This is a genomic window from Methanobacterium sp. (assembly GCF_038562635.1).
Taxonomy (GTDB): domain Archaea; phylum Methanobacteriota; class Methanobacteria; order Methanobacteriales; family Methanobacteriaceae; genus Methanobacterium_D.
This window is the reverse complement of the sequence record NZ_JBCFBO010000003.1, coordinates 150,703-175,195: the sequence shown is the minus strand read 5'-3', so window position 1 is coordinate 175,195 and position 24,493 is coordinate 150,703. Positions and strand designations below refer to the sequence as shown.

Annotated in this window: 24 protein-coding genes; 3 read left to right on the top strand and 21 right to left on the bottom strand. The window is 35.6% G+C overall.

What is annotated here, in order from left to right:
* Nucleotides 1-54: 54 nt before the first annotated feature.
* The 16 genes from AAGU07_RS15655 to AAGU07_RS15580 all read right to left on the bottom strand — a co-directional run bounded on the left by AAGU07_RS15655 (nt 55) and on the right by AAGU07_RS15580 (nt 14,107).
* Nucleotides 55-204 carry a hypothetical protein gene (locus AAGU07_RS15655; RefSeq protein ID WP_169740462.1) on the bottom strand — a complete coding sequence of 50 codons (150 nt, stop codon included), beginning with the start codon at nt 202-204 and terminating at the stop codon, nt 55-57.
* A gap of 27 nt (nt 205-231) precedes the next feature.
* Nucleotides 232-636 carry a DUF61 family protein gene (locus AAGU07_RS15650; RefSeq protein WP_342460014.1) on the bottom strand — a complete coding sequence of 135 codons (405 nt, stop codon included), beginning with the start codon at nt 634-636 and terminating at the stop codon, nt 232-234.
* A 145-nt stretch (nt 637-781) separates the two neighbouring features.
* Nucleotides 782-1,174, bottom strand: a complete 393-nt coding sequence (locus AAGU07_RS15645; RefSeq protein WP_342460013.1) for a DUF22 domain-containing protein — start codon at nt 1,172-1,174, stop codon at nt 782-784.
* A 1-nt stretch (nt 1,175) separates the two neighbouring features.
* Nucleotides 1,176-1,814 (bottom strand): V-type ATP synthase subunit D, encoded by a 639-nt coding sequence (locus AAGU07_RS15640; protein WP_342460012.1) that lies wholly within the window; start codon nt 1,812-1,814, stop codon nt 1,176-1,178.
* Between the two features lie 32 nt (nt 1,815-1,846).
* Nucleotides 1,847-3,238, bottom strand: a complete 1,392-nt coding sequence (locus tag AAGU07_RS15635) for an ATP synthase subunit B (protein WP_048082984.1) — start codon at nt 3,236-3,238, stop codon at nt 1,847-1,849.
* A gap of 2 nt (nt 3,239-3,240) precedes the next feature.
* Nucleotides 3,241-4,992 (bottom strand): ATP synthase subunit A, encoded by a 1,752-nt coding sequence (locus tag AAGU07_RS15630; protein WP_342460011.1) that lies wholly within the window; start codon nt 4,990-4,992, stop codon nt 3,241-3,243.
* Nucleotides 4,989-5,309, bottom strand: coding sequence for a V-type ATP synthase subunit F (locus tag AAGU07_RS15625; RefSeq protein WP_342460010.1), 321 nt, complete (start codon nt 5,307-5,309; stop codon nt 4,989-4,991). The genes AAGU07_RS15630 and AAGU07_RS15625 overlap by 4 nt, the downstream gene beginning before the upstream one ends.
* A complete protein-coding gene (locus tag AAGU07_RS15620) occupies nt 5,306-6,463 on the bottom strand; it encodes a V-type ATP synthase subunit C (RefSeq protein WP_342460009.1) in 1,158 nt (385 codons plus the stop codon). The genes AAGU07_RS15625 and AAGU07_RS15620 overlap by 4 nt, the downstream gene beginning before the upstream one ends.
* 15 nt (nt 6,464-6,478) lie before the next feature.
* Complete coding sequence (locus AAGU07_RS15615; protein ID WP_342460008.1) at nt 6,479-7,102, bottom strand: V-type proton ATPase subunit E; 624 nt, start codon at nt 7,100-7,102, stop codon at nt 6,479-6,481.
* Nucleotides 7,103-7,133: 31 nt separating this feature from the next.
* Entirely contained in the window at nt 7,134-7,619 is a 486-nt protein-coding gene (locus AAGU07_RS15610; protein ID WP_342460007.1) for a V-type ATP synthase subunit K, read from the bottom strand.
* Nucleotides 7,620-9,620 (bottom strand): V-type ATP synthase subunit I, encoded by a 2,001-nt coding sequence (locus AAGU07_RS15605; protein WP_342460006.1) that lies wholly within the window; start codon nt 9,618-9,620, stop codon nt 7,620-7,622. It lies immediately after the preceding gene.
* A gap of 33 nt (nt 9,621-9,653) precedes the next feature.
* The gene (ahaH, locus tag AAGU07_RS15600) at nt 9,654-9,968 is read right to left on the bottom strand and encodes an ATP synthase archaeal subunit H (RefSeq protein ID WP_069583869.1); all 315 of its coding nucleotides are present in this window, start codon (nt 9,966-9,968) and stop codon (nt 9,654-9,656) included.
* 104 nt (nt 9,969-10,072) lie between these two features.
* Nucleotides 10,073-10,894 (bottom strand): citryl-CoA lyase, encoded by an 822-nt coding sequence (locus tag AAGU07_RS15595; protein WP_342460005.1) that lies wholly within the window; start codon nt 10,892-10,894, stop codon nt 10,073-10,075.
* A gap of 6 nt (nt 10,895-10,900) precedes the next feature.
* The gene (locus AAGU07_RS15590) at nt 10,901-11,761 is read right to left on the bottom strand and encodes a fumarate hydratase (RefSeq protein WP_342460004.1); all 861 of its coding nucleotides are present in this window, start codon (nt 11,759-11,761) and stop codon (nt 10,901-10,903) included.
* Nucleotides 11,762-11,831: 70 nt separating this feature from the next.
* Complete coding sequence (locus AAGU07_RS15585; protein WP_342460067.1) at nt 11,832-12,731, bottom strand: peptidase; 900 nt, start codon at nt 12,729-12,731, stop codon at nt 11,832-11,834.
* Between the two features lie 59 nt (nt 12,732-12,790).
* Nucleotides 12,791-14,107, bottom strand: a complete 1,317-nt coding sequence (locus tag AAGU07_RS15580) for an MmgE/PrpD family protein (protein WP_342460003.1) — start codon at nt 14,105-14,107, stop codon at nt 12,791-12,793.
* A gap of 468 nt (nt 14,108-14,575) precedes the next feature.
* Here AAGU07_RS15580 and AAGU07_RS15575 point away from each other — a divergent pair, with 468 nt between their 5' ends.
* The gene (locus AAGU07_RS15575) at nt 14,576-15,022 is read left to right on the top strand and encodes a response regulator (RefSeq protein WP_342460002.1); all 447 of its coding nucleotides are present in this window, start codon (nt 14,576-14,578) and stop codon (nt 15,020-15,022) included.
* A 26-nt stretch (nt 15,023-15,048) separates the two neighbouring features.
* Here the strand turns inward: AAGU07_RS15575 and AAGU07_RS15570 are convergent, their stop codons facing one another.
* Nucleotides 15,049-16,299: a tRNA(Ile)(2)-agmatinylcytidine synthase gene (locus tag AAGU07_RS15570; RefSeq protein WP_342460001.1), complete on the bottom strand. Its 1,251-nt coding sequence runs from the start codon at nt 16,297-16,299 to the stop codon at nt 15,049-15,051.
* Between the two features lie 50 nt (nt 16,300-16,349).
* Between AAGU07_RS15570 and AAGU07_RS15565 the strand changes: the two genes are divergently transcribed.
* On the top strand, nt 16,350-17,291 hold the full coding sequence (locus tag AAGU07_RS15565; protein ID WP_342460000.1) for a transcriptional regulator: 942 nt from the start codon (nt 16,350-16,352) through the stop codon (nt 17,289-17,291).
* A 463-nt stretch (nt 17,292-17,754) separates the two neighbouring features.
* Here the strand turns inward: AAGU07_RS15565 and AAGU07_RS15560 are convergent, their stop codons facing one another.
* The 4 genes from AAGU07_RS15560 to AAGU07_RS15545 form a co-directional block, all read right to left on the bottom strand.
* A complete protein-coding gene (locus AAGU07_RS15560) occupies nt 17,755-18,504 on the bottom strand; it encodes a hypothetical protein (protein ID WP_342459999.1) in 750 nt (249 codons plus the stop codon).
* Nucleotides 18,505-18,517: 13 nt separating this feature from the next.
* Entirely contained in the window at nt 18,518-18,853 is a 336-nt protein-coding gene (locus tag AAGU07_RS15555) for a heavy metal-binding domain-containing protein (RefSeq protein ID WP_342459998.1), read from the bottom strand.
* Nucleotides 18,854-18,897: 44 nt separating this feature from the next.
* Nucleotides 18,898-20,328 carry a trehalose-6-phosphate synthase gene (locus tag AAGU07_RS15550; RefSeq protein WP_342460066.1) on the bottom strand — a complete coding sequence of 477 codons (1,431 nt, stop codon included), beginning with the start codon at nt 20,326-20,328 and terminating at the stop codon, nt 18,898-18,900.
* A gap of 414 nt (nt 20,329-20,742) precedes the next feature.
* Nucleotides 20,743-22,176, bottom strand: a complete 1,434-nt coding sequence (locus AAGU07_RS15545; protein ID WP_342460065.1) for a trehalose-6-phosphate synthase — start codon at nt 22,174-22,176, stop codon at nt 20,743-20,745.
* Between the two features lie 530 nt (nt 22,177-22,706).
* Here AAGU07_RS15545 and serA point away from each other — a divergent pair.
* Complete coding sequence (gene serA, locus AAGU07_RS15540) at nt 22,707-24,278, top strand: phosphoglycerate dehydrogenase (RefSeq protein WP_342460064.1); 1,572 nt, start codon at nt 22,707-22,709, stop codon at nt 24,276-24,278.
* Nucleotides 24,279-24,493: the final 215 nt, after the last annotated feature.

Below are 24,493 nucleotides of genomic sequence, written 5' to 3'. Positions count from 1 at the left end.
TATCAATTACTTTTAATTTTACAAATAATTTAGTAATTTATAATTAAACTCTCATTAAAATAGGCCTAAAACACGTAGAATAAAGATTAAGGTCCCTATTACTATCATTATAGTTACTACAATCGATGCTCCAGAGAGTATTAAAAATAATTTTGCACGTTTATCTGGATCATCCATGATATCTTCTATGGGGTCTATACTCATTTGATCACCTTGACTGTATTAATTTGATTATCTTACAAGAAAGATGTACTGTGTAGTTGTTGGAAACTCAATCCTAAGTTCCTTTATTTGAGGTCTATATATAAAAAGTTCACGTTTACATGGATCTATCTTTAATATTTTGCAAATAATGCTTGATTCAATGTCTCCGGCAATTTTTGCTCCAGAGGTTAATGACTCAATTTCAATATAAATAGGAAGTTTTAATTTTTTATAGTCTTCTTTATCAATTATACTGGCAATTTTTTTAAGTTCTGCATTTTTAAACCGGTGTCTTGTACCATCTGCACCTAATACATGGGGCCGTTCTTCTCTCAAAAGCTCTGCTAATGTTTTTCGACGTCTTGGAAGATGCCGGTTTAAACTTATTACCTGTTTTTTAAGGACATTATCTGAGTGATCTAATTTTTTCATCTATTAATTCTATCTATTTCACTCATATAAATTTTATAAAAATAACCTAAAACATTGAAATATTATTGTTAATATAAATTTAACGATAGGGATAACCCTAATTTATTTTTTTAAATAATTTAAATAAAAAAAATAGTAGGGGAGTTTATTTAATCATCTCTACAGGGAGAAGAACTAAAACTCCAAGTAAGTCATCTTTTTTTATAGTACCATCGAGGTTTGCAAGAAATGAAGCATGGTCAACTGTTCTTTTCATGCCCATAGGAAGATAAACTTCTTCTCCTACTGCAACTGTATGGCCGTACCTGTTTGCTGCATAGGCTGATAAAAAGGTTATATAGTTTTTAGGGATATTGATCTTTTTAATCTTTATTGACTTGGCTTCATTAGCTTTAATATCAGTGTCTTCATCAGCTATTACTGCGCGTAGTTTACCCACAATGTTCCCTACTTTAAAATCGCCTAATGCGTGAAGTTCTTCATCTTTAAGCTCTTCTTTAACCTCATCTACTCGATTTAATACTCTAATCGCTCCCATTTTATGACTCCATGGCCTTTTTAATCATTTTCAACCTTACGAAGTTTTCTCTTTCCATTTCTTCAAGCCGCATTTCAATGTACTTGACTGTATTTTCTACCCTTGGAATGATTATGTGCTCTAGCGCATTTACCCTTCTTTTTGTTGCTTCTATCTCTTCTGCAAGAAGTACTATGGTTTTTTCGATCTCTGCAAGTTCAAGTATTAAATTGATGGATTCTTCGAACTTCCTCGCTGCTTCATCTAGTTTAGCAGAGGTATCCATAAACCCGTAACCTCTTTGAACCATGTTTCTTTGTGAAGTTTCAGCTTCAAGTATAGGCACTACAACACCCATTACACTCCGTGAGTCGATATCTACTTTTACGGATTCTTTAACAGACACAGCAGCTTTTTTAACAGCTAAGTCTCCCATAACAATTTGGGCAGTTGTGAGATCTTCAAATGCTTCTGCCATTTTTTTCTCAACTTCATCTCTGGAACCTTTTACACGTTCCAGTATGTTGAAAAATTCCATTATGAGCGCATTTCTTTTCTCTTTAAGGAGACCATGCCCTTTAACTGCGAGCTTTTCACGGTCCTTAAGTTTAAGAAGTTCCATCCTTGTTGGATTAACTCCTTCTAACATTTCTTGTGCCATTTTTTATCCCTCTAAAAATAAATAAAAGGAGGTTATTTATGTGCAGGGTGATATTTTGGAATATGCTCTGCTTTAACCCTCTTAAGTTCGGCTTCAGGAAGTAAACTTAGAAGTTCCCAACCAATGGTGAGTGTTTCTTCGATGGTTCTGTCTTCATCTTTGGTTTCTGTTACGAACTTGTTCTCGAATTCATCTGCAAATGCGAGATATTTTCGGTCACGTTCTGTAAGTGCTTCTTCACCAACAACAGCCATAAGGTCTCTTAAGTCACGACCTTCAGAATATGCTGAATACAGCTGGTCTGATACACCACTGTGGTCTTCTCTTGTTCTTCCTTCACCAATTCCACCACTCATCAATCTTGAAAGTGATGGGAGTACATCTACTGGAGGGTAAATACCTTTCCTGTAAAGATCTCTGCTTAATACAATCTGTCCTTCGGTAATGTAACCTGTCAGGTCAGGAATTGGGTGAGTAATATCATCTTGAGGCATAACAAGAATTGGCATCTGGGTAATTGAACCTTCTTTACCTTCCATACGACCTGCCCTTTCATAGAGTGAAGCAAGGTCAGTGTACATGTAACCTGGGTATCCACGTCTTCCTGGAACCTCTTCACGTGCAGCTGAAATTTCCCTTAATGCTTCACAGTAGTTGGTCATATCAGTTAAGATAACGAGAACGTGCATTCCTTTTTCAAAAGCAAAGTATTCTGCTGTTGTAAGTGCCATCCTTGGTGTGATGATCCTTTCAGTTGCAGGGTCGTCTGCAAGGTTCATGAAAACTGTAACTCTTTCGAGAGCTCCGGTTCTTTCGAAATCTCTCATAAAGAAGTTTGCTTCTTCGTGGGTAATTCCCATAGCAGCAAATACAACTGCAAATTCAGTTTCTTCCCCTACTACCTTAGCGTGTCTTGCAATCTGTGCTGCAAGGTCGTTGTGAGGTAATCCAGATCCTGAAAATATAGGGAGTTTCTGCCCTCTAACAAGGGTGTTTGTTCCATCTATGGTTGAGATACCAGTTTGTATAAATTCTGCTGGGAATTCCCTTGCAGTTGGGTTCATTGGGTTTCCGTTAATATCGAGTTCTTTATCTGGGATGATCTCTGGACCGCCGTCTATAGGTTTTCCAGTACCTCCGAAAACTCTTCCTAACATGTCAAGGGAAACACCTAATCTTGCTGTTTCACCTGTGAACCTTACTTTGGTTGTTGCTGTGTTAAGGTCGCTTGTACCTTCAAATACCTGTACAACCGCAAAGCCTTCACGTACCTCGAGAACCTGTCCTCTTCTGGCGTCCCCTGCAGGTGTTATTATGTCTACTATTTCGTTGTAGCCCACATCTTCAACACCTTCTACAATCATGAGAGGTCCTGAAACTTCAGAAACGGTTGTATATTCCCTTGTTTTGATATTTAAATCCATTTTCATACCTCACTAGTTTGTTTAATTACCTTATCCTGAATTGCTTTAATCTCAGCTTCAAACTCTGCTTCAGGTATGTACTTCATTCTACCGATGTCCTCTTTTACGCTGAGTGCAATGATCTCGTTGGATGCTGCGCCACGTTCAAGAGCTGCGGTAGCGTGTTCCTGGAACATGACTATGGTTTTAAGCATTCCATATTGTTTTGCTGGTGCACAGTAAGTGTCTATTTCGTGGAACGCGTTCTGCTGGAGGAAATCTTCCCTTAACATCCTTGTGGTTTCTAAGGTAACTCTTTCCTTATCAGGTAATGCATCAGGACCTACGAGCTGAACGATTTCCTGAAGTTCGGATTCTTTCTGGAGTAAAAGCATTGCTTCATCCCTTAATTCTCTCCAATCTTCACCTACGTTGGTGTTCCACCATCCTGCGATGCTGTCTACATATAATGAGTAACTTTGCAGCCAGTCAATTGAAGGGAAGTGACGTTTGTCTGCAAGTGATGAGTCAAGCGCCCAGAACACTTTTGATATACGTAAAGTGTTTTGAGTTACAGGCTCTGAAAGGTCCCCACCAGGAGGTGATACTGCACCGACTACTGTTAATGATGCTACTTTATCTTCTGTACCTACTGTGGTTACTCTTCCTGCTCTTTCGTAGAACTGAGCAAGTTTTGATGCGAGGTAAGCTGGGTATCCTTCTTCACCAGGCATCTCTTCGAGCCTTCCTGAAATTTCCCTCATAGCTTCTGCCCATCTTGATGTTGAGTCAGCCATAAGAGCTACATCGTATCCCATGTCTCTGAAGTATTCTGCAATGGTAATTCCTGTGTATACAGATGCTTCCCTTGCAGCCACAGGCATGTTTGATGTGTTTGCGATAAGGACTGTTCTGTCCATAAGTGGTTTTCCTGTTTTTGGGTCTTCAAGTTCTGGGAACTCGGTTAGAACCTCTGTCATTTCGTTTCCACGTTCTCCACATCCTATGTATACAACGATGTCTGCGTCAGCCCATTTTGCAAGCTGCTGCTGTGTAACAGTTTTACCTGAACCGAATGGACCCGGCATAGCTGCTGTTCCACCTTTTGCAACTGTGAAGAATGTGTCCTGTGCTCTTTGACCAGTTACCAGTGGTATATCTGGGTCAAGTTTTGCTTTGTATGGTCTTCCAACCCTTACGGGCCATTTCTGTACCATCTGTACTTTTTCAACGCCAGCTGATGTTTCTACTTCAGCTATGTCGTCTACTATTGTATATTCTCCTTCACTTACGATACTTTTTATAGTACCTTCTGTTTTTGGAGGGATCATAATCTTGTGGACTATGGAAGAAGTTTCCTGAACTTCACCAATGACATCTCCGCCTTTTACTTGTGCTCCTGCGCTTACTTTTGGGACAAATTTCCATTTTTTGTCTTTAGGTAATGCTGGAACATCTACACCTCTTTCAATGTAGTCTCCAGTAAGAGCTTTAATGCTTTCAAGCGGCCTTTGAATTCCATCGTAAATCGATGTGAGAATTCCCGGACCTAATTCTACGGAGAGTGGTCCTCCTGTACTTTCAATTTGTTCCCCTGGTTTAATACCAGCAGTTTCTTCATAAACCTGAATGGTTGCTGTGTCGCCTTCCAGTTCGATTATCTCACCGATAAGTCCTTCTTCACCGACTCTAACCATCTCATTCATCTGGGTTCCCTTCATGCCGTCTCCAACAATAACGGGACCTGCTATTTTAATTATCCTTCCTGTAATCATTTTACCATCTCAACCCCAATTACTCGTTTGATAAGTTCCCTAATAGGATCAGTGGCCCTTTCAGCTGGCCCTGTTTTATCAGGTACTTCGATTATCATAGGTAATGTGCTTGTTCCTGTGAGTTTATCAATTGTTTCTCTTAACTCATCCCCAATTTTTTCAGTGGTTATAATAATTGAGAAATCCTGTTTGAAAAGTTCTTCTAGACGTGTTTTGGCTTCTTTCATATCCTCAACAGGATATCCGGTTTTAATACCTCCGAGTTTAAAGCCAGTAACTGTGTCTGGATCTGCGATCACTGCTATACTTGATTTCATACTAGTAACTCCTTAATTTTTGAGTTAGAGAATCCAATTTCTCTTTTTGCACGAGTTATGACTTTTAAGTTTCGTATCTCTTTTTCTTTCTTGTTTAAGAAGCCTACAATTGGTCCTATTCCGAAAGGTATTTTAACTGATAATGCTTTTGCAGTTTGTCTGACTTTTTCGTCTAAAGCTGCTTCCAGTGGTGCTACAGAACCTGTTTTGGTATATTCTGGTAAAGCATCAGTAAGAATTTGTGCATATTCAGTTCCGTCCAGGCTGCTTACAACATTTCCTACACTTTCAGATTCCATCAGGTCTTTTAATTTCCATTCCCTAATTTGATAACCATCTGAAACAATATAAGGTTGTATATCGTCATACTTTAGACCTTCAGCTTTTGCCCTTAAAATAACACTTAGGTTAGCTGCGTCAATTTGTGTTCCTATATATGAATGTAAAGCCCTTGCGCTTTCATCAGAAGGATTTGATGCAGCAGTTAATAAGTTTTCAAGGAAGAATTTATCAAGTGAAGCTTCTAAAGGTAAAAGCATGCCTGTTTTTTGATATGCAGGTAATGCTTCGTCAAGAACATGTGCATATGCTGTCCCTTCAAGACTGTTGATAATTTCAGTAATATTTTTTGCATCTAAAAGTTTATCCAGTGAGTCTTTTAACTCTCCAAATGGAACTATAAGATTTACAGTTTCGTCTCTGGATAGATCTGCTTCTTTTGCAGCAATTATGCTTTTTACATTCCTTATATCCCATTTTTGGAGTAAAACACTAAAAATAGGTTTAATATCCTTTGGGACTATTTTGGTTAATGTTTCATAATTATCTGCAAGATGCGTATCAAGGGCTTTTTCTAGAGGATACTGATCTATGTATTTTGCATAATCTGGAAGTCCTCTAAGATAATTTGTCACTTCTGTTAAGTCATTTGATTCGATAATTTCTGTTAATTGTTTTTCTGTAAGAATTTTTCCTGTTCTTGCTCTTACTCGTGCATTAGGGTAAGCATATGGAAAAATATCTAACAATGGTCGTATGACTACCACTATCACTATAGCTCCAACAATTAACCCTACCAGTGCTAAAAGACCTAAAAGAGGATCAATAGAGGGAAAACCCATTTGAGCTACTATTGATATGATACCATCTGCCATGATTTTTCCCCCTTATTATTTAAATAATATTTTTGCAACCTCTGATCGTAGAGCTTTTTTGAACCTCAGCATTCTAGCTTCGATTGTATTGTTAACTTCAATATCTCCATTTTTGGTTTTTACAACAGCTCCCCCAATGGTAGCTATGTTTTCTCCAATCTCTAAGGTTGTTTTAGTGCCAGTTTTTCCTTTAATATTTTTTTCAAGTGATGAAATTGCATCCTTGACTTTGGCAACGTCATCTGCTTTTAAGGATAATATTAAGTCTCCCCCACCAATTTCAATAGAAGCTTCTTCTATGATTTTTTTAAGGGATTCTTTGTATTCATCACTATCAGTAGATGCAATTTTCTTTAGTTCATCTTCGGCACGTTTAAATGCACCTTCTATTATTTCTTCTCTTGCCTCAAGCTCTGCTCTTCTGGAGTTCATTTTAGCTTCAGAGATGAGCTGTTGATATTTCATTGCGGACTGTTTATTGGCATTTTCCAGGATTTTTTCTTTTTCTAAAACTGCTTCTTTTTCTCCTTCTTCAACAATAAGAGCAGTTTCTCTTTCAGCTTCTTGGATTATAACATCAGCCTTACTTTGCGCATCAGAAATTATGCTTGAGACAATTTTATCTGCCCCAGAGTTCATTTAATTATCCTCCATGTATTCTGCCGAATACTTAACCTAGTAAGGAAGCACCTAACATTATCAATATAGCAATTAAAAGACCGTATATAGCCTGAGTCTCTGATAATACTGCGAAGATAAGGCCCTGAGCAAACATATCTTTGTCTTCTACTACTGCACCTACAGATGATGCTCCAGTGATACCCTGACCGATACCAGAACCAAGGCCAGCAAATCCAATAGCTGCACCTGCACCTACTGCTGCTAATCCCATAGCAACGCTGACATTTTTTGTGCCTCCACCAATTAATCCGGCACCTAACATTAATAGTATAGCAATTAAAAGACCGTATATAGCCTGAGTCTCTGCCAGTACTGAAAAGATAAGCCCTTGAGCAAACATACCCTTATCTTCTGCTACAGCACCTACACCTCCTGCAGCTGCAATACCTTGTCCTAAACCTGATCCTAATCCAGCAAAACCTATAGCTACTCCAGCACCTATTGCTACGAGTGCGCTACCTATTTCTACTACCATTTATTTACCTCCTAACTTAGTAATTTTTCTTTTTGTACGGAAAGCCCGGAATTTTTGACTTCCGCCAATGTAAAACTGACCAAAAAATTCAACATAATGTAAACGGAGAGCGTTAATAATACCTCCGAAAGTCTGGAATGCACCGTTACCGATGTGTCCAACTAAAAATATTCCTATTGCAAGTATGATTCCAATGTACGGAATTCCACTTACCAACTGGACAAAAATGTTCACAGTCATGGCTATTCCACCGGTTGCAAGACCAAGAGCAAGTAACCTTGCGAATGAAAGGATATTTCCAACCATTCCCATAAGGTCCATGATTCCAAATGGTCCATTAACATATAGATACATGATAATACCTATAACAGCAAGAGCTCCTCCGGAGTATAGTAAAATTGAACCCAGACCATATAAATAAGCTGGAGCTGCAAGACCAATGCCTAAAAATATTATTAGCCATGATATTTGTTCTCCTAAAGCTTCTTTACGTTTTCCTGCTACTATATTGTTACGAGCACCAATTATTAGCCCTATAATTATGTAGATTATACCAGTTGTTATGGCCATAATCAATATACTTGTAGGATTCTTAAACGCATCAACTAGTGCTATAGTTCCAGGGAAAGGTGCACCATTTCCTATGATGAATTTACCATATATATCTCCAAGGAAACTATTTGTAATTGTACCAAGTATAACGGCCCATATACCACCTGTAACAAGGATAATACCCATGTTACGCATCATTTTATTTACTTTTCCAAGTCCGAGAATTAGAACTATACCAATTAGGGCATCGGCAATACCGTAACCTGCATCTGTAAGACAGAACCCAAAGAAAAATGGGAACATCAATGCAAGAAATATTGTGGGGTCTATTTCCTTATAACCTGGCGGTGAGTACATATGTATGAACATTTCGTATGGTTTGGCAAAACGAGGGTTATCCAGATGAATTGGAATGTCATCTCCTTCTTCAGGATCGGTTACTTCAATGATGGAATAACCTTCACTGGATTCCTTAATAATTTCAACAGCTTTATCTACCTTTTTAACTGGAACCCATGCTTCTAACATTAAAGTTTTATTTGTTTCTCCAAAGAAAGAAAATATCTCATTTCTATTTTTTTCAATATCGAGCTGCTCTTTTAATACTAGAAGATCATCTTTCCATTTTCCCGCAATATCTGCAAGTTCATTCATTAATTGTGCTTTTTCATTATCAATTTCATTGATTCTAGATTCTGCACTTGAAATTATGGCAGCCGGTTTTCCGGAAAGTCCGGAAGTATTATACAACTCAAATTCGAATCTCCTTAGAAGAGATGAAACTTTACTACCATATTCTTTTAAAGTAACGACGATTAAGATCTTTGTATCTTCTTCGGCATCTTGCTCTAAAATCACGATCTGGTCTGTTATGGAAGCTGCTTCTTTTTTGAATTCTTCAAATTGAGCACTTGGCATTTTTCCAGCTATTGCAGAAGTATAATTTGTATCTTCTAAATCACTGAAATCAATATCAATATTTTGAAGTTTAGTTGCAATGTTAAGAGCGTTGTTAAGCTCATTTTTTTCTGAATCAAGAACATTTATTTTATTTTCAATTGTTTTTGTTTGCCCTTCTACTTCCCCTAGAATAGATTCTGCATGCTCAATTAGAGCTTCAGAGCCTAAGTCTTCGACTTCTCTTTTCTCGGGTACTTTTGGGTTTATAAAGCCTATAATACTCTTAAGAATGCCACCTTCTTTTCGTTCTGCGGATTTCAAAAAATCAACAATTCCAGTAGTCTTCATTTGAAGTGAAGATAGTTTACCCGTGTAGGCCGTGGCCTTTGATGGTTTTAAAATTTGTTTCCATTCTGCATCCTGTTGAATGCGTTCGGAAATATCATGTATTTGAACTATCTCTTCTTCATGAAGAGCACTTACCACAGAATTAGAATAGGCATCTAAAGTGAGTATTTTAAGCTTTTTCATTCTCGCTGGCTTAAACATATTATCACTTTTTTTTAACTAACGAGAATAGGCCTATAGTATATTTTTAACTATAACGTCTACAGCTTCATCAACTTTACCTGCAGCCTGATTTTTAGTTTTATTTATTTTCTCGTCAGCTTCTTTTGATATTTGGAGAGTTTCTTTTTTAGCTTCATCTTCTGCTTTAAAGATTATATCACCAGTTTCTTCATGAGCTTCGTCTTTAGCTTTTTTAATAAGCACCTCTGCTTTTTCTTTCGCTTCTTCTTTCATTTTAGAGGATCTTTGCTTTGCATCCTCTATTAGTTTATCGGCATCATTTTCTGCCTTTTTAATTGTCGTAATAGCTTCAGATATCGACATCATTTTGAATCACCATGATGAACAAAACTCTATTTTCAGTTATATTTATCTTTTACTATTTAATTTTCCAAGGAATTTCTTTATAAATGAATATATAAAGGAGTATGTTACTTTTCATCCTCTTTTATTATCCTGCGTTCATCAATGCCGTCATAGTAAATCTCTTCTGTGTCGAATAATTTTCTGAAAGGAGCTTCTCTGGTTTGTTCTTCATATATATGTGCAACAAGGGCGGGAAGTCTCCCAATCATGAATATTCCAGTCCCAATAGTCCAATCGAAACCCATATCTGACAATATGCCTGCATTGGCCCCGTCGATATTCATTCTAATTCCTTTTTCTTCTAAAAGAATACTTTGAATTGTAAGTGCAAGCTCAGTGTGTATTCCTGAACATCCGTATTCTTTGGCAAGTTCTATAAGTTTGCGAGCCCTTGGATCTTCATTGTGGTATCTGTGGCCGAAACCAGGTATTTTATCTCCACTTTCTAAAAATTCATCTACCATTTCTCTGGCAGTTGCTTCTATGTCTCCATGTGATCGTTTAACGCCTTCTTGAAGTGTTTTCATGGCATTCTCTATGGCTCCTGCATGGTGTTTCCCAAAGGCCAAAAGCCCACCTGAAACACAGGCGTGCATTGGAGATCCTGTAGATGCAATAATTCTTGCAGCCTGAGTACTTGGGGGTGTTACACTATGATCACAAAAGGAAGTTAAGACTGCCTCAAACATTTTTGATTCACTTTCGGGTGGTAATTCTCCTTTTATGAGCAAATAAACCATTTCAGGAAAAGATATATTTCCTATAAGGTCCTCCTGTGGGTATCCTCTAGTTTTAAGTTTATTTGGTTCAACGCTTGTTATGCTGGTCTTCCATTTGGGATTACCAAGTTTAAGTAGGTTTTCTATTGTTTCTCTTCCAATTGCCATGATATATCACTCCAGAATTGAGGAATGGAGGAATACTGACGATCTCCGTGGTTCCACGCAGCAGCAGGGCCTCATAGATAAAATTCTAACACCGCTTGCCCTTTGTGGACCTATTTTAACAAAAGATCCGAGTGCAGTTACAGAACCGCCAATTCCAAGTGCCCCTACTTTAGAACTATTTATGGATTCTGTTATTTCCTCTTCTATTTTGGATTGTTCGTTTAAATTTCCGTATGCCATTGATTTTATCATCAATGACGAAGCTTCAAAATGAGTTCTACCAATGCCTACAGCGGGGATGCATGGTGTGCACCCAAGCATTTTGACCTCTGATTTCATCCATGTTTTAACTTCATTAAATACTTTTCTATTATCCCTCTTATGGAAAACTCTATATGTGCTTGCCCTAATCTCGGGGCCTCCACCTAACATTAAAACATGAATATTCACACCATCTGCTTCAGTTTTATCAAGTATAAATGGTGGAGGGGTGAGTTTTCCAGGATCAGTATACAGTCCTTTGCTCTGCTCTATCCGTTCAATACCATTGCCCCGTACGGCCATAGGTCTTGCAGGGAGTTCAGTAAGGCCTTTTTCTATTCCAAGTTTTATATCTTCGAAGAAATTTGCAGGTAGGCTCACATTTTCTCCAATTTCCACTAAAACATGTGGAATACCTGTATCATCACAAAGGGGAACTTTATTTTTATTTGCTATTTCAGCATTTTTTATGAGTAATTCGAGCATCCAGGAAGTGTTTTCATTAGGTTCCATGTCCACTGCTCTTTTATAAGCATCAAACTGATCCTTCCTGAAAGTTGTACTTGCTTCAATTACTGCATCTCTGATTAAATTAACTATTTCCATCCAATAAACACTTCCTAAGTACAATTTTTAGATAATTGAGTATATACTTTAAATTTTAGATAATCTAAAACTATTTCGGGATTGCTAAGTCTGATGCACCTTTCCCGGACATTACTGCATCGTCATAATATCTATTTATCATATCTTGAACAAGTGAAACCTGTCTTATACGTTCTGCAGCTTGAGTTTCTGTTGTGTCCCATCCATGATGTCCAGCTACTGCTCCACCTGTTTTGAGATAAACTGGCGCTGCATATTTTATTATATCAGGGACTTCGTAGTGTCTTATAAATCCACCTGATGACTGGGGATTTTCTGTATGGAGATCGATAGAAATGTCAATTGCATTCCTTATTGATGCGATCATGGGTATCTGCAGATCTCTTACTGGATTAAATGAATCCGCTCCAAGTTCTTGCAGTAACTTTGCAGAAGCAGGGTTTCCATGTCCTGTGTGGGCAGATACTTTAAAATGAGTATCCTTTGGGAGTTCGCCTTCATCCCTCATTTTTCCAAGTGTCCAGAGAAGTCCCTCATCATAAACTACGATTCCTCTAACTCCTAGATCTACTGCTCTTTTAACATCTTCTATTGCATATACAAGGTTGTCATATCCCCTTAAACGGTAACCAATTCTCATGCCTTCTTTTGTTTTTGCAGATGCACTTGTATCATAGGTTGCACGCGGCCCAACGCTTAAGAAAAGTTCTACATTTGCATCTTGGGCGATGTCTATCATCTGTTCTATTTCATAATCTGTAAGGAGCATTATCCCTTTAGTCTGGGTTACCCTGTGGATTTCAACATCATATTTATCTGTAGCGTCAATAAGGGCAGCCATTGCGCCGGGTTTCTGAATCCCTGGAACTTCGAACCTGTACTGTGAACCATCTGGAAACCTCTTTTTTGATACTCTCAAATTATTATTTTCTATTCCAATAGTTTTAAGAAACTCTTTAGTCTGCATCACTATCACTTAATCCTTTTTGTCTTTATTAGCGTAATTTATTAATTTTAAATTTGAATATTTTATTTAGTCATTTTAAATTCATTATCCAGTACCATCATCAATTCTTTCATGTTATAATTTTCTAAATCATCTATTATTTCTAAGATATCAGCAGATATTTCTGGATTCAACTCGATGAATTTGTCCATTAATTCATTCAAGGTAAACTGGTTTTCTGGTTCTCCTTTTGGTAAATCAACACATTCACTGTAGGAGTGATCTTCAGTTTGGATTATTACGTTTGATGATCTTTTATAAGGGTATGATTCATCCAGATTCTCATCACATTCAGTGACAATTTTACTGGAAATTTTTGCTATTTCATCATCTGTTTTCAAGTCATCAAGACTTAAATTTCCATTTCGCACTGCTATTGCAAGACTTACAGGTAAACTTTGCCTTATAGCTTCTTTTGTTTTTGGATCATAATTATCATGGTTTGCAGCAATTTTATATGTCTTAACGATTATTTTTTGTATATCATCTGTTTTGATACTGTTTTTATTTAAAATACAGAAAGTGGCATCAATTGTAGAATGTAAATGTCTGCATACTGGGTATTTTTTGAAATATACATCCTGAATATGGAAATTTCCTATTTCCAGTTTCTTATTCTTAATACCACAATTTACCATTGAGGATATAAACCCTTCTTTTCCATCGATGATTGAGGAAGCGCCGGTAAATCCCTCTTTTGCAAGAAGCGCTGATAAAACACCGGATTGTGCAGCTTTCCCTGCATGCAGATGTTTTCCCATTGATCCAGAATGGCCTGATTCTAAAAGACCGGCTGCCTGAGTTCCTGCAAGTCCAAGGGCATTTAATGTCTCTTTTTTGTCAAGGTTTAGTGCGTAGCATGCAGCAGCCGCAGCTCCAAACGTTCCACAGGTCCCGGTACTGTGAAATCCTTTATTTCTATGTTCGGGGTTTACAAGAATTCCAAGGGAGATTGCAACTTCATAACCTGCAATGATTGATTTTATAAATTCTTTTCCATTTTTGTTAGAGGCTTCACATGTTGACAATGCTGCAGGTATAACACAGGCTCCTGGGTGCATCTGGGCAAATCTGTGTCCGTCATCTAAATCAAGGCAGTGTGCAGCTATCCCATTTGCAAGAGCAGAATCAAGAATATTGGCTTTTTTATGGCCAATGATAGTTGATTCACTGCCTTCTTTTACAATATTATTTATTGCAATTGAGCTTCTGGTTTTAGATCCCCTGAGGGTTACCCCTAAAAAGTCTAAAAAACAGAGTTTTGCCTGATCTATGGCTTGTTTAGGGACTTTTTTACGGTGAGTTCCAGTAATAAAATCTGTAAATTTTCCGGTTATCATTGATCGTAAATTCTAGGTTCATAAGATAAACTTTTTGATCAGTTTGCTAATCATATAATCTGTAAAAACACGTAAATTAAAAAATCATGTGTTAATATGGATTAAAATTAGATAAATAAATTATAGCAGGTGACAAAAAATGATCTGGATCCATCAGATAATATAAATTAATAGATTAATATTACTTTGAATAGTTAGATTCAATTCTACATTGGTTCTTATCCAATTCACTACTTCTATATATTGTGATATTATATGCATTTGAACCAGAAAAGGGTGTGATAATATTCATAGACAATCATATTTGGAATAACTTTTTATAGGATAAAATACAAATATTAAGCCAGAATGCGGACAGTAGATGATTGAATTAATTTGAGTATGACAATTAAGTCAACTTAAGAATAATAAGATGATATGATGTTCGTATATTGTTCTGTAACTTAAATAAACTGAGAAAGTGATGATATGTCTGATCTTGAATTTACTAAAATATTATTAGTTGAGGATAATCCGGCAGATATTCGCCTCTTTAAAGAAGCATTTAAAGAATCAAACTTTCAAAATGAATTTTATTCAGTTAAAAATAGCAGCGAAGCCAATAATTTCTTAAATCGTCAGGAAAAATATGCTAAGGTCCCTAAACCGGATATAATATTGCTTGATATTAATATACCTCCAACTGGAGGTTTTGATGTTTTAAAAAAAGTTAAAACAAATGATCATCTCAAATTAATCCCAGTGATAATCATTTCAGCGTCCCGAAATGAAAGAGATATGTTATGTGCATATCACTATCATGCAAATGCGTTCATTGTCAAACCAAGTGACTATAATTCATTTATCAAGTTTTCTGACTCTCTAGGGGATTTCTGGATTAATTGGGCAAGACTGCCTGGTGAAATGGAAATTTAAATAAACCTTTAAAGGGTAAAAATGAATTATATCATTCTTACAAGCGGTTTACTTAAATGTCTCCTTGCAGAAGGAGGTACTTCATAGAATCCTTTTTTAATATTCCTTTTTACTTCAATGGTATCTTTAGTACCGTCCCTTAATTTCGTACCGCATTTAGGGCATTTATAACCTTTTCCATTTCCTGCAGATTTCATACGTTTTCCACATTCACAAAGGGGGTTTTTAGTTTCATAAATCTTTGCAATTTCTAGAATCTCGAACTTTTCTATGTTCAATGTTCCTTTCTCTCCAATTCCGCCGTATACCCTTACTTTATCGCCAGGGGCTAATTCCCGTACAATATCTCTAAACTCTTTGGTGGGCTCATAGGCAGCACATGGAATTTCGCCAGATGCATCTTTTAAAGTAAATATAACATGGCCCCCTTCTCTAGTGTAAGGGAAGTCTTTAACAGTTCCTTCTATGATGTAGCATTTGAGCTTCTCCATGTCGGAAATTTTATTGATTTGTATAAGATGCATATCTGTATGCTGGTTTGTTTCAAATACTCTGGCTTCTGCAATTTCTTCATAAACTTTTACCATTTTGCCTGCATTTAAGACAGCATCTGGGCTTTCGCCGCGTATTCCATATAAGATAGGGCAGGGTGTATGAGGTTCAATTGCAACATAGCAGTTGTCAATATCTAAATTATCGAAAGTCTCAGGGTAAGTTGCTTTGTTCATCTGACAAACAGATTCATGATCGATCCGTCTTTCTTTTCCATAATTTTGAGGCACTCTATAGGCAAGTAATTCATAGGTTTTATCTGTATCGGGGCATCCTATAGCTGCAAGCGCACCAATTATACCTCTGCCTTTTTTAAATTTGAAAATTTCAGCACCTATTTTGTTTGCAAATTCTTCAGCTTCTTCAATAGTTATTATATTCCTTATGACTCTCATGGAATAAGATCGAAGCTCGGCAGTGATTTCACCTTGATAAAATACTACGCCTGGATTGGTTCTTTCATCTTGAAGTTCTGAGAGTTCTTCTACCTTTTTTAAAACTATTTCCTTAACTTTTTTAATATCTTCTTCTGATTCAACACTTAACCTGAATGATAAACCCCCATTTCCACGCGTTCTAAACCTTGCAAACGGATTTAAACGTATTAAACGAGGATAGCCAAGGATGTTAAAACCAAAATGTTTAAGTTCATCAATTATAACACTACATATAAAAGTGGTGCACATTCCATCTTTGGAGTCTGTATCATCTATACCAATAAACATAAAATTCACCTGACAATATACAATTACATAGATCTAATTCGGTGATCGAAATGCAAAGGGATCATATCTTAAGAGAAATAAACGAACTTTTGGCAAACCATAATTTTGAAACTTCTCACATATATGATAGAAGTTGTTTTGATATGGTCGCTCGAAAAAGATTGTTGCTGCTATTACTTAAAGTTTTAATCAATATAGATTCTTTTACAGGGCAGCAGGCAGAGGAAATAAAGAAGTTAGCAAGCACTTTTCTAGCATCTCCTTTAGTTGTGGGATTAAAATCTAAATATGAATATTTGGAAGAGGATGTTGTCTATGAAAGACATGGAATACCTGTAATTGCTCCTGAAACTCTACGAAACATGATTACAGAAGAAATCTATCCTGAAGTATTTGCAGACCGTGGAGGATACTTCGTTCAGATAGATGGCGATGCTGTTAAAGAAGCTAGAGAAAGAGAAAACCTTTCCCTCAAAGAACTAGCAGATAAAGCCCACGTTTCACGTGAAACCATATATAAGTATGAACGTGGACAGGTTAGGGCATCCCCTGAAACTGTGATAACTCTTGAAACTATTTTAAACATGAAAATCACACTTTCAGTTGATCTCTTTAAAGTTCCAGAAGCCGAAAAAGAGGTCATCACAGAAAAAACACCAAAAGAATTAATTAAATTAGGTTTTGGAATTATTCCAACCAGCAAGACTCCTTTCGACGCACTCACAACCAGTGACCCTCAATTAAAAGAAAAGATCGCCATGATAACCAATATGGAAAAAAACAGGAACCAAAAGATTCTGAAAAAAATGGCGGTAAATGTTAAAGACCTTGCAGGTGTAACTGGAACAGATGCAGTATTCATCTTAAAGAATAAAAAACCTTTAAGCTGTATTGAAGGTGTCCCAGCCGTTCACAGCTGGGAAATGAGTGAAATGGAAAGCCGCGGTGAATTCTTGAAGATCATCAGAGAACGGAAAGAAGAATGTAACTAAAAAAATTTTCCTAGAAAAATCCGTCGAAAAATCAGAGATTTTTCGGGCCGCGAATCGAAGATTCGCCGGTTTTATCAAAAAGTCCTCACGAAAAACTTTGTTTTTCGCTGCGGAGATCGAGAATCAAAATGAATTCTATATTTTAATTATTTTTTAATTCCAAAAAATTCTTATTTTAATTTTTTTTATTTAATTCTTAAAGATTCCAAGACAATTGAAATTGCTCGCTCAAAAATAAGAAATTTTTGAGCTATCGAAACTTAAGCATGCAAATCTCTGATTTGCTGCACCGAAATCAAAGATTTCGACAGTTTCGATGCCCCAAACACAAAGTGTTTGAGGGCTCGGAAATTGAGAATCAAAAGTGGATTCTCTAAAATTTCAAAAATTAATCAAAATCTTATATTCTTCTGTAAGAACTCAATTATTTTAAAACCCAAACAAAAAAATAAAATTTTTAGGGCTACTTGTTTTTAAGCAGACCAAATGTCTCTTCAGCTTCAGCTTCGGAGGCAATTCCCACAGTCATTAAATCAACATAATCCAATGTTTTCAGGAAATCGAAAGCATCGCTAGGAGTAAGTATCCCCGCAGCCATAGTCTGCATTGCAATGATTGTTTTATCTAATTTAATAATAATATCCCTAAATTCAGCACGTTCTTTAGCTATAAAAGCGTCAGTATCCATTAGATACCCTAGTTTATTTACAGGGACCATGTAAATATCAAATAAGTCCAGTATGGGTGATTCTAAAAGATTTTTTGTTGTATTGAAAGGCTTGCGTGTTGTAAGTCCTGGAACCGCCCCTGTCTCTTTGATATCTTCAAGTTTTTCGGCTAAAAAATCGTAATTTAAACTATCAGCGGCTGAATCATGAAGAATCACAGTGCTTGCTCCAAGTTGGGTTAGAAATTCTATATCTTCATTTTCACAGTCCTGTCTTACAGTTCCAACAATATTAAAATCATAACCTTCATCCGCGGCCCAGTTAAGGGCTTTTACTACAGGTTCATAAGGTATAAGCTGAATACCAGTAATTCCAAGTTCATATGATTTCTTAAGTATTTTAAGTATGTTTTCTGGTTTGTCATAAAGGTCTAACTGGTAAAGTCTAGATCTGTGCCCAAAATGAGCTGCTCCTATAAATGGGGAAGTCCCAAGAAGAGTTCTTGGTATTTCCCTGTCGTTGATTGTAATAGTTCCCTCAAACATTTTTATCCCAAATTTACTCCTTTTCCACTGTTACTGCAGTTCCATAGGCTAAAATTTCCTGCATCACGTCTGAAATGTCATTTGAATCAAAACGCACGCTTATTACAGCATTAGCTCCCATTGATTGCGCGTGACGTACCATTCTATGTAAAGCTTCATCTCTTGTATCTTCCATCATTTTAACATATTCTTTTATTTCCCCACCAAACATGGAACGCAGTCCTGCACCTATTTGTCCGCCAAGACCTCTACTTCTTACAGTCAGTCCATATACGAAACCGTGAGTTTTAACAGCTTTGTATCCAGGTACGTGGTTTGAACTTACCACAATGAATTCATTTACATCCATATTTTTGCCTCCCTCTAACAGTGAACTAACTATTTATTATGTGCTTAAAATAGTTTTTGAATATCGTTGAACTGTTCTCCCATCCATTTATATACATCATAGTGACAGATAACATTTTTAAGTCCATTTAAACGCTTTTTACGTTGGTCATGTTTCATTGTAACGGCTTTATAAATGGCATCAGCTGTTTCTGTAATATCAAGTGCATTTATATTAATTGCATTTTCTTTAAGTTCATCGTAAGCTCCTGTGGTTTCAGATATTATTAAAACACCATTATTTTCATTTACAATGCTCCCTTCTTTGGGAACGATATTCATTCCATCATTAATTGAATTTATTAGAAGGCAGTCGTAATTTTTAAATGCAGCAGTTACAAGCGAATATTCTGCTTTAAAATGGGAAACTATAGGTTTCCACCCATCTTTAGAATATTTTCCATTGATTTCATTGATTATACTGTTCACATTCATTTTATAATCTCTATATTCCTTTACATTTTCTCTACTTGCCACTCCAGTTATGAAAAATATAACTTTTCCCTTAAATTCAGGATGATTTTGGAAAAAAAGGTCATATGCTTTAAAGCCCCTTATAATATTTTTACTGGGATCCATTCTTTCAGTTCTGTAAATTAAAAAGTTATTTCCTTTAATTTTTTTAACATACTGCTCCTGTTTTAAAACTTCCTCAGACTTTGCAAATTCAGTTAGCTTTTTAACATCAACAGAGATGGGATAATTTCTTACAAAGATTTCACGGCCGTCATAATGTACTATATTATTTTTAAAGTTTACATCATCGGCATAATTTTGGCAGGTCATCAAAAAATTTTTAACATATCTTTCAATATGAAAACCGATGTGATTGTTGGATAAAAGCCCTTCTACAATAGATTTCTCCATGTAGTGGGGTAAAATTGAAAAATAATCTGGTTGGGGCCATGGAATGTGTATGAACTGACTCAAAAAAATATCATCAAACTTTTTTCGGATGTAGCTGGGACACGTTTGCAGATGGATATCGTGGAGCATGACTAAAGTTTCTTCATTTGATGAATTCACTTCCTTAACTATTTTTTCTGCAAATTTCTGGTTTACATATTGATAGCTCTGCCATGCTTGATGTATACATTCATCAATTTCTGGAGTATAAGTCAAATTCAGAAGGTAGTGATGTATAAACCATAAAAAAGAGTTATTAAATGTATTGTAGAATTCATTGTACTTTTCTTTGTCTAATCTAATTAATTGGACATTTAACATGGGTTCTTCCAGGGGGATGGGTATTTTATTTCCTGGGAATCTGCCGGCCATTTCTATATCTGCATCGGTCATGGCACTTGCAACCCATGTACCTCCGTTCTTTTCCATAAATGGGAGCAAAGTGGGAACTATTCCTCCGGCCCCTATTTTCATCCCTATTTTATCATTATCTTCATAAAAGAATTCTACTGGTCCTCGGTTAGATGCTATAAGTAAATTTTTATCTTCAAGAAATTGATTTATGCATTCATCTGAAGCTGGAATGTTAATTTCCTCCTGATATTAATTTTATTAAACGCCCATATCCATAATACACTTATAAGTTTTGTCCTGTATTAAATTGTAATTTTAGCTATGTGGAGTACTAATGATCGCAATTTACAATATAATTCATATAATTTTATCATAATGGTCTGCACCACCTTCAAGTCATGAGCGTGTTAAAAAAACTTTCTTTATTAATATATGTTTTAATGAATTTATATTTATTTGATTTTTTGAACTCAAAAGAAGATTTACAGCTAAAAAACAAGCTTAAAATGCTGTTATTTAAAATAATTATTTTCAGATAAATTAAGATAAGTTAAAAATAAAAAGTTACTACAAAATTAGAGTATATATAACTTAAAATAGCTTACGAATGTCGTTAAACTGTTCTTGCATCCATATATAAACATTTCTCTCCTGAACAGTCTTTTTAAGCCCTTCAATAAGTCTTTGTCTTTCATGTTTACTCATCATAATGGCTCGATATATTGCATCCGCTGTTTGGCTGATATCATAAGCGTTCACAATAATAGAATAATCTTTAAGCTCCTCGTAAGAGCCTGCACCATTTGACATTATTAAAACGCCATTATTTTCATTTACTACGGGCCCTTCTTTTGCAACGATATTCATGCCATCTATAATTGGGTTTACAAGTAAACAATCATAATGTTTAAAGGCCGCAGTTACGAGCCCATAATCTGCCTTAAAAATCTGTTTAATTGGCATCCAACCATCTTTAGAATACCTTTCATTGATTGAATCGATTATTTTGTAAGATTCATCTCTGTAATCGCAGTATTCCTTTATCTGCTGTCTTGTAGGCATCCCAGTTGATAGAAATATCACTTTTCCATGAAATTCAGGATGCTTCTGTAAAAATAGTTCATATGCTTTAAATCCACGGATTATATTTTTACTTAAGTCTGCCCTATCAGTTCTATATAATAAAAAATTGTCTCCCTTAATTTTTTTAATTAATTCTTCTTTTTCTATTACTTCTGGGCTTTTTGCATTTTCTATGAGTTTTTTATCATCAACGGATATTGGATAATTCTTTACAAAAATTCTACGCCCTTCGTACCATATTGTATCTGTCTTGTAATCTACTTTATCTACGTACGGTTCGCAGGTATATAGAAAATTCCGGGCGTATTTTTCCAGATGAAATCCAATTATATCATTGGATAACAGCCCTTTAATAATGGCTTCCTGCATATACTCTGGAAGAATACTAAAATATTCAGATTGAGGCCAGGGAATATGGATAAAATGGCTTAAAAAAACATCATCAAGTTTTTCTCGTATATAACTGGGACATGTATATAAATGATAATCCTGAAGCATAATTAGAGGTTTTTTTTCACTTAATTTCACTTCTTCTATAATTCTCTCTGCAAACTGTTGGTTTACATATACATAACTGTCATGCCATGCTTTATGGATATTGTCATCAATTTCTGGCATATAAGGCGTATTCCACATGTAGTGCTGCACAAACCAGATAAGAGGATTGCTTATTACACTGTAATAATCTTTATATATTTCTGGATCCACAACAACAAAAGAAACACAAAAATCAGGATTATCTTCGGGAATTGGCACCATGCATTTCTTATGCTCTGCTGCTATTTTTCTATCTCCCTCAGTCATGGCGCTTGCAACCCATGATCCCTTAACACGAGTCATAAATGGAAGTAGAGTAGATACTAATCCTCCTCCTCCTCTTTTCATTTCAGTTTTTCCTTCTTTAATATGAAATTCAACGGGCCCTCTATTTGATGCAACAATTAAATTTTTATCTTCTAAGAATTGGTTTATCTGTTCTTGAGTATCATATGTAATTCCTATCCCCTCAATTAATAAATTTTATGTATTATTTAATACTCTGTAACAACAGATTTAAATTTATTTTCATTTAAATAAAATAGGAGATACAATAATTTAAAGGGAGGATTTTAGAAATCTAGAAATTACAGAAGGTAATTATTAAATGATGATAATATTTTACTTAATTTCATTAAAGGTTATTGAATTTTATACTAATTAGTTTAAATCATAAACAACAAAACTTATAACAATAGATATATTTAAATTAAATCCTCAATAGTTTAAATTTATTTATATATATTGTACAGTAGTGATTCTATTAGTTTAGGCTCATGCTGTGATCATGTGAAGAATGTTATTTAGTTAATAAGTGATTTGCTTAAATTTTTAAACTTTTTTCATTCATAATTCATATGAAATATTATAGTTACATTTGCACAAATCATGGCAAATTATAAAATAGATATGCGGCTGGTGAAATAATGGATAAGATGAAGGTAATCATAGCTGATCAAATAAATGAAAAAGGAATTAAAGAGCTTGAAGATGTGGCAGATGTTGTAGTAAACACTTCCATAACTCAAGAAGAGCTCATAGAAGAAATTAAAGATTTTGATGCTATTATTGTTAGAAGTAGAACCAAAGTAACTCGTGCTGTAATAGAAGCAGCAGAAAAGCTTAAAATTATAGCGAGAGCAGGTGTCGGTGTAGACAATGTTGATATGGCTGCTGCTACAGAAAAGGGAATAATGGTAGTTAATGCACCGGAATCAACTTCAATAACTGTTGCAGAACACACAATGGGACTTATAATGACTCTTATAAGGAAAATTTCAATTGCAGATAAGTCCGTAAAAGGAGGAAAATGGGAAAAAAGCAAATTCATGGGTATAGAACTGAATGGTAAAACCCTTGGTATTATAGGCTTAGGGAGAATTGGAACCCAGGTTTCCATAAGGGCAAAAGCATTTGGAATGGAAATTCTTGTTTACGACCCATACGTAACTGAAGAAGCAGGAGCAGAAATAGGAGTTAGAGTTGTAGACCTTGAATACTTACTTAAAAATTCAGATGTCATGACAATACACGTTCCACTTACTCCTGAGACAAAACATCTCATATCCAAAAAAGAATTTGAAATGATGAAAGAAAATGCTTTCATAGTAAACTGTGCACGGGGAGGTATAATAAACGAAGATGACCTCTATGAAGCACTTAAAAATAACATAATTGGTGGGGCAGGACTTGATGTGTTCGAAACAGAACCTCCAAAAGACAGTCCTCTTTTAACACTTGATAATATAGTTGTAACTCCTCACATTGCAGCATCAACTAAAGAAGCACAAAGAGATGCCGCAATAATCGTTGCAAACGAAGTTAAGAAAGTTTTTATGGGTGAAGCACCTAAAAACGTTTTAAACATGCCTGTTTTAGATCCAGAAACATTTCATGCCATAAAACCTTATTTAAAACTTTCTGAAAAATTAGCTAATTTCTTAATTCAAGCTGCAAAAGGCAACATAACTGAAGTTAATATAACCTACTGCGGAGAACTAGCTGACTTCCCACGGGTAGACGTAATAAGCAGGACAGTTTTAAAAGAAACCTTAAATTCCATACTTACTGAGCCTGTAAACATGATCAACGCACCTACCATTGCTAAAAATAGGGGCATTGTCATCACCGAAAGTAAAAGAAGTGAAGCAGAAGGATATAAAAGCCTTATAAAAATTGAAATTAAGAGCGATGAAGGCGAACTAAGCATTGAGGGTAATGCTACAAGAGATCTAAGGATTGTAAGAATTGACAAGTACTGGGTCAACGTAAAACCTGAAGGAACAATGGTAATAACCAGATACAAAGATATTCCTGGAAGTATTGGTACCATTGGAACAAAACTGGGCGAACATGGAATAAACATAGCTAAAATGCAGGTCGGTAGACAGGCACCTAGTGAAGAAGCAGTAATGGTTCTAACAGTGGATCAAAAGGTTCCAGTAGATGTAATTGATGAAATCAGGGCATTAGAACATGTTTATGATGCGGTATATGTCCAGTTGTAATACATCAACCATCAAAAAATAGATAATTAAATTATTTATTTCTATTTTTTTCTCATTTTTAAGCTTGATTAAATTAATTTTTAACTGCAAAATCAGATTGAATATTTATTTTTCGCTTGGAGTATTGTGCAAATATTACTATTTAAATTATTATGTAACTTTTGATTAAATAAATGAATTTTTTAAAACAAGTCAACTTAAATTAACCCGTATAA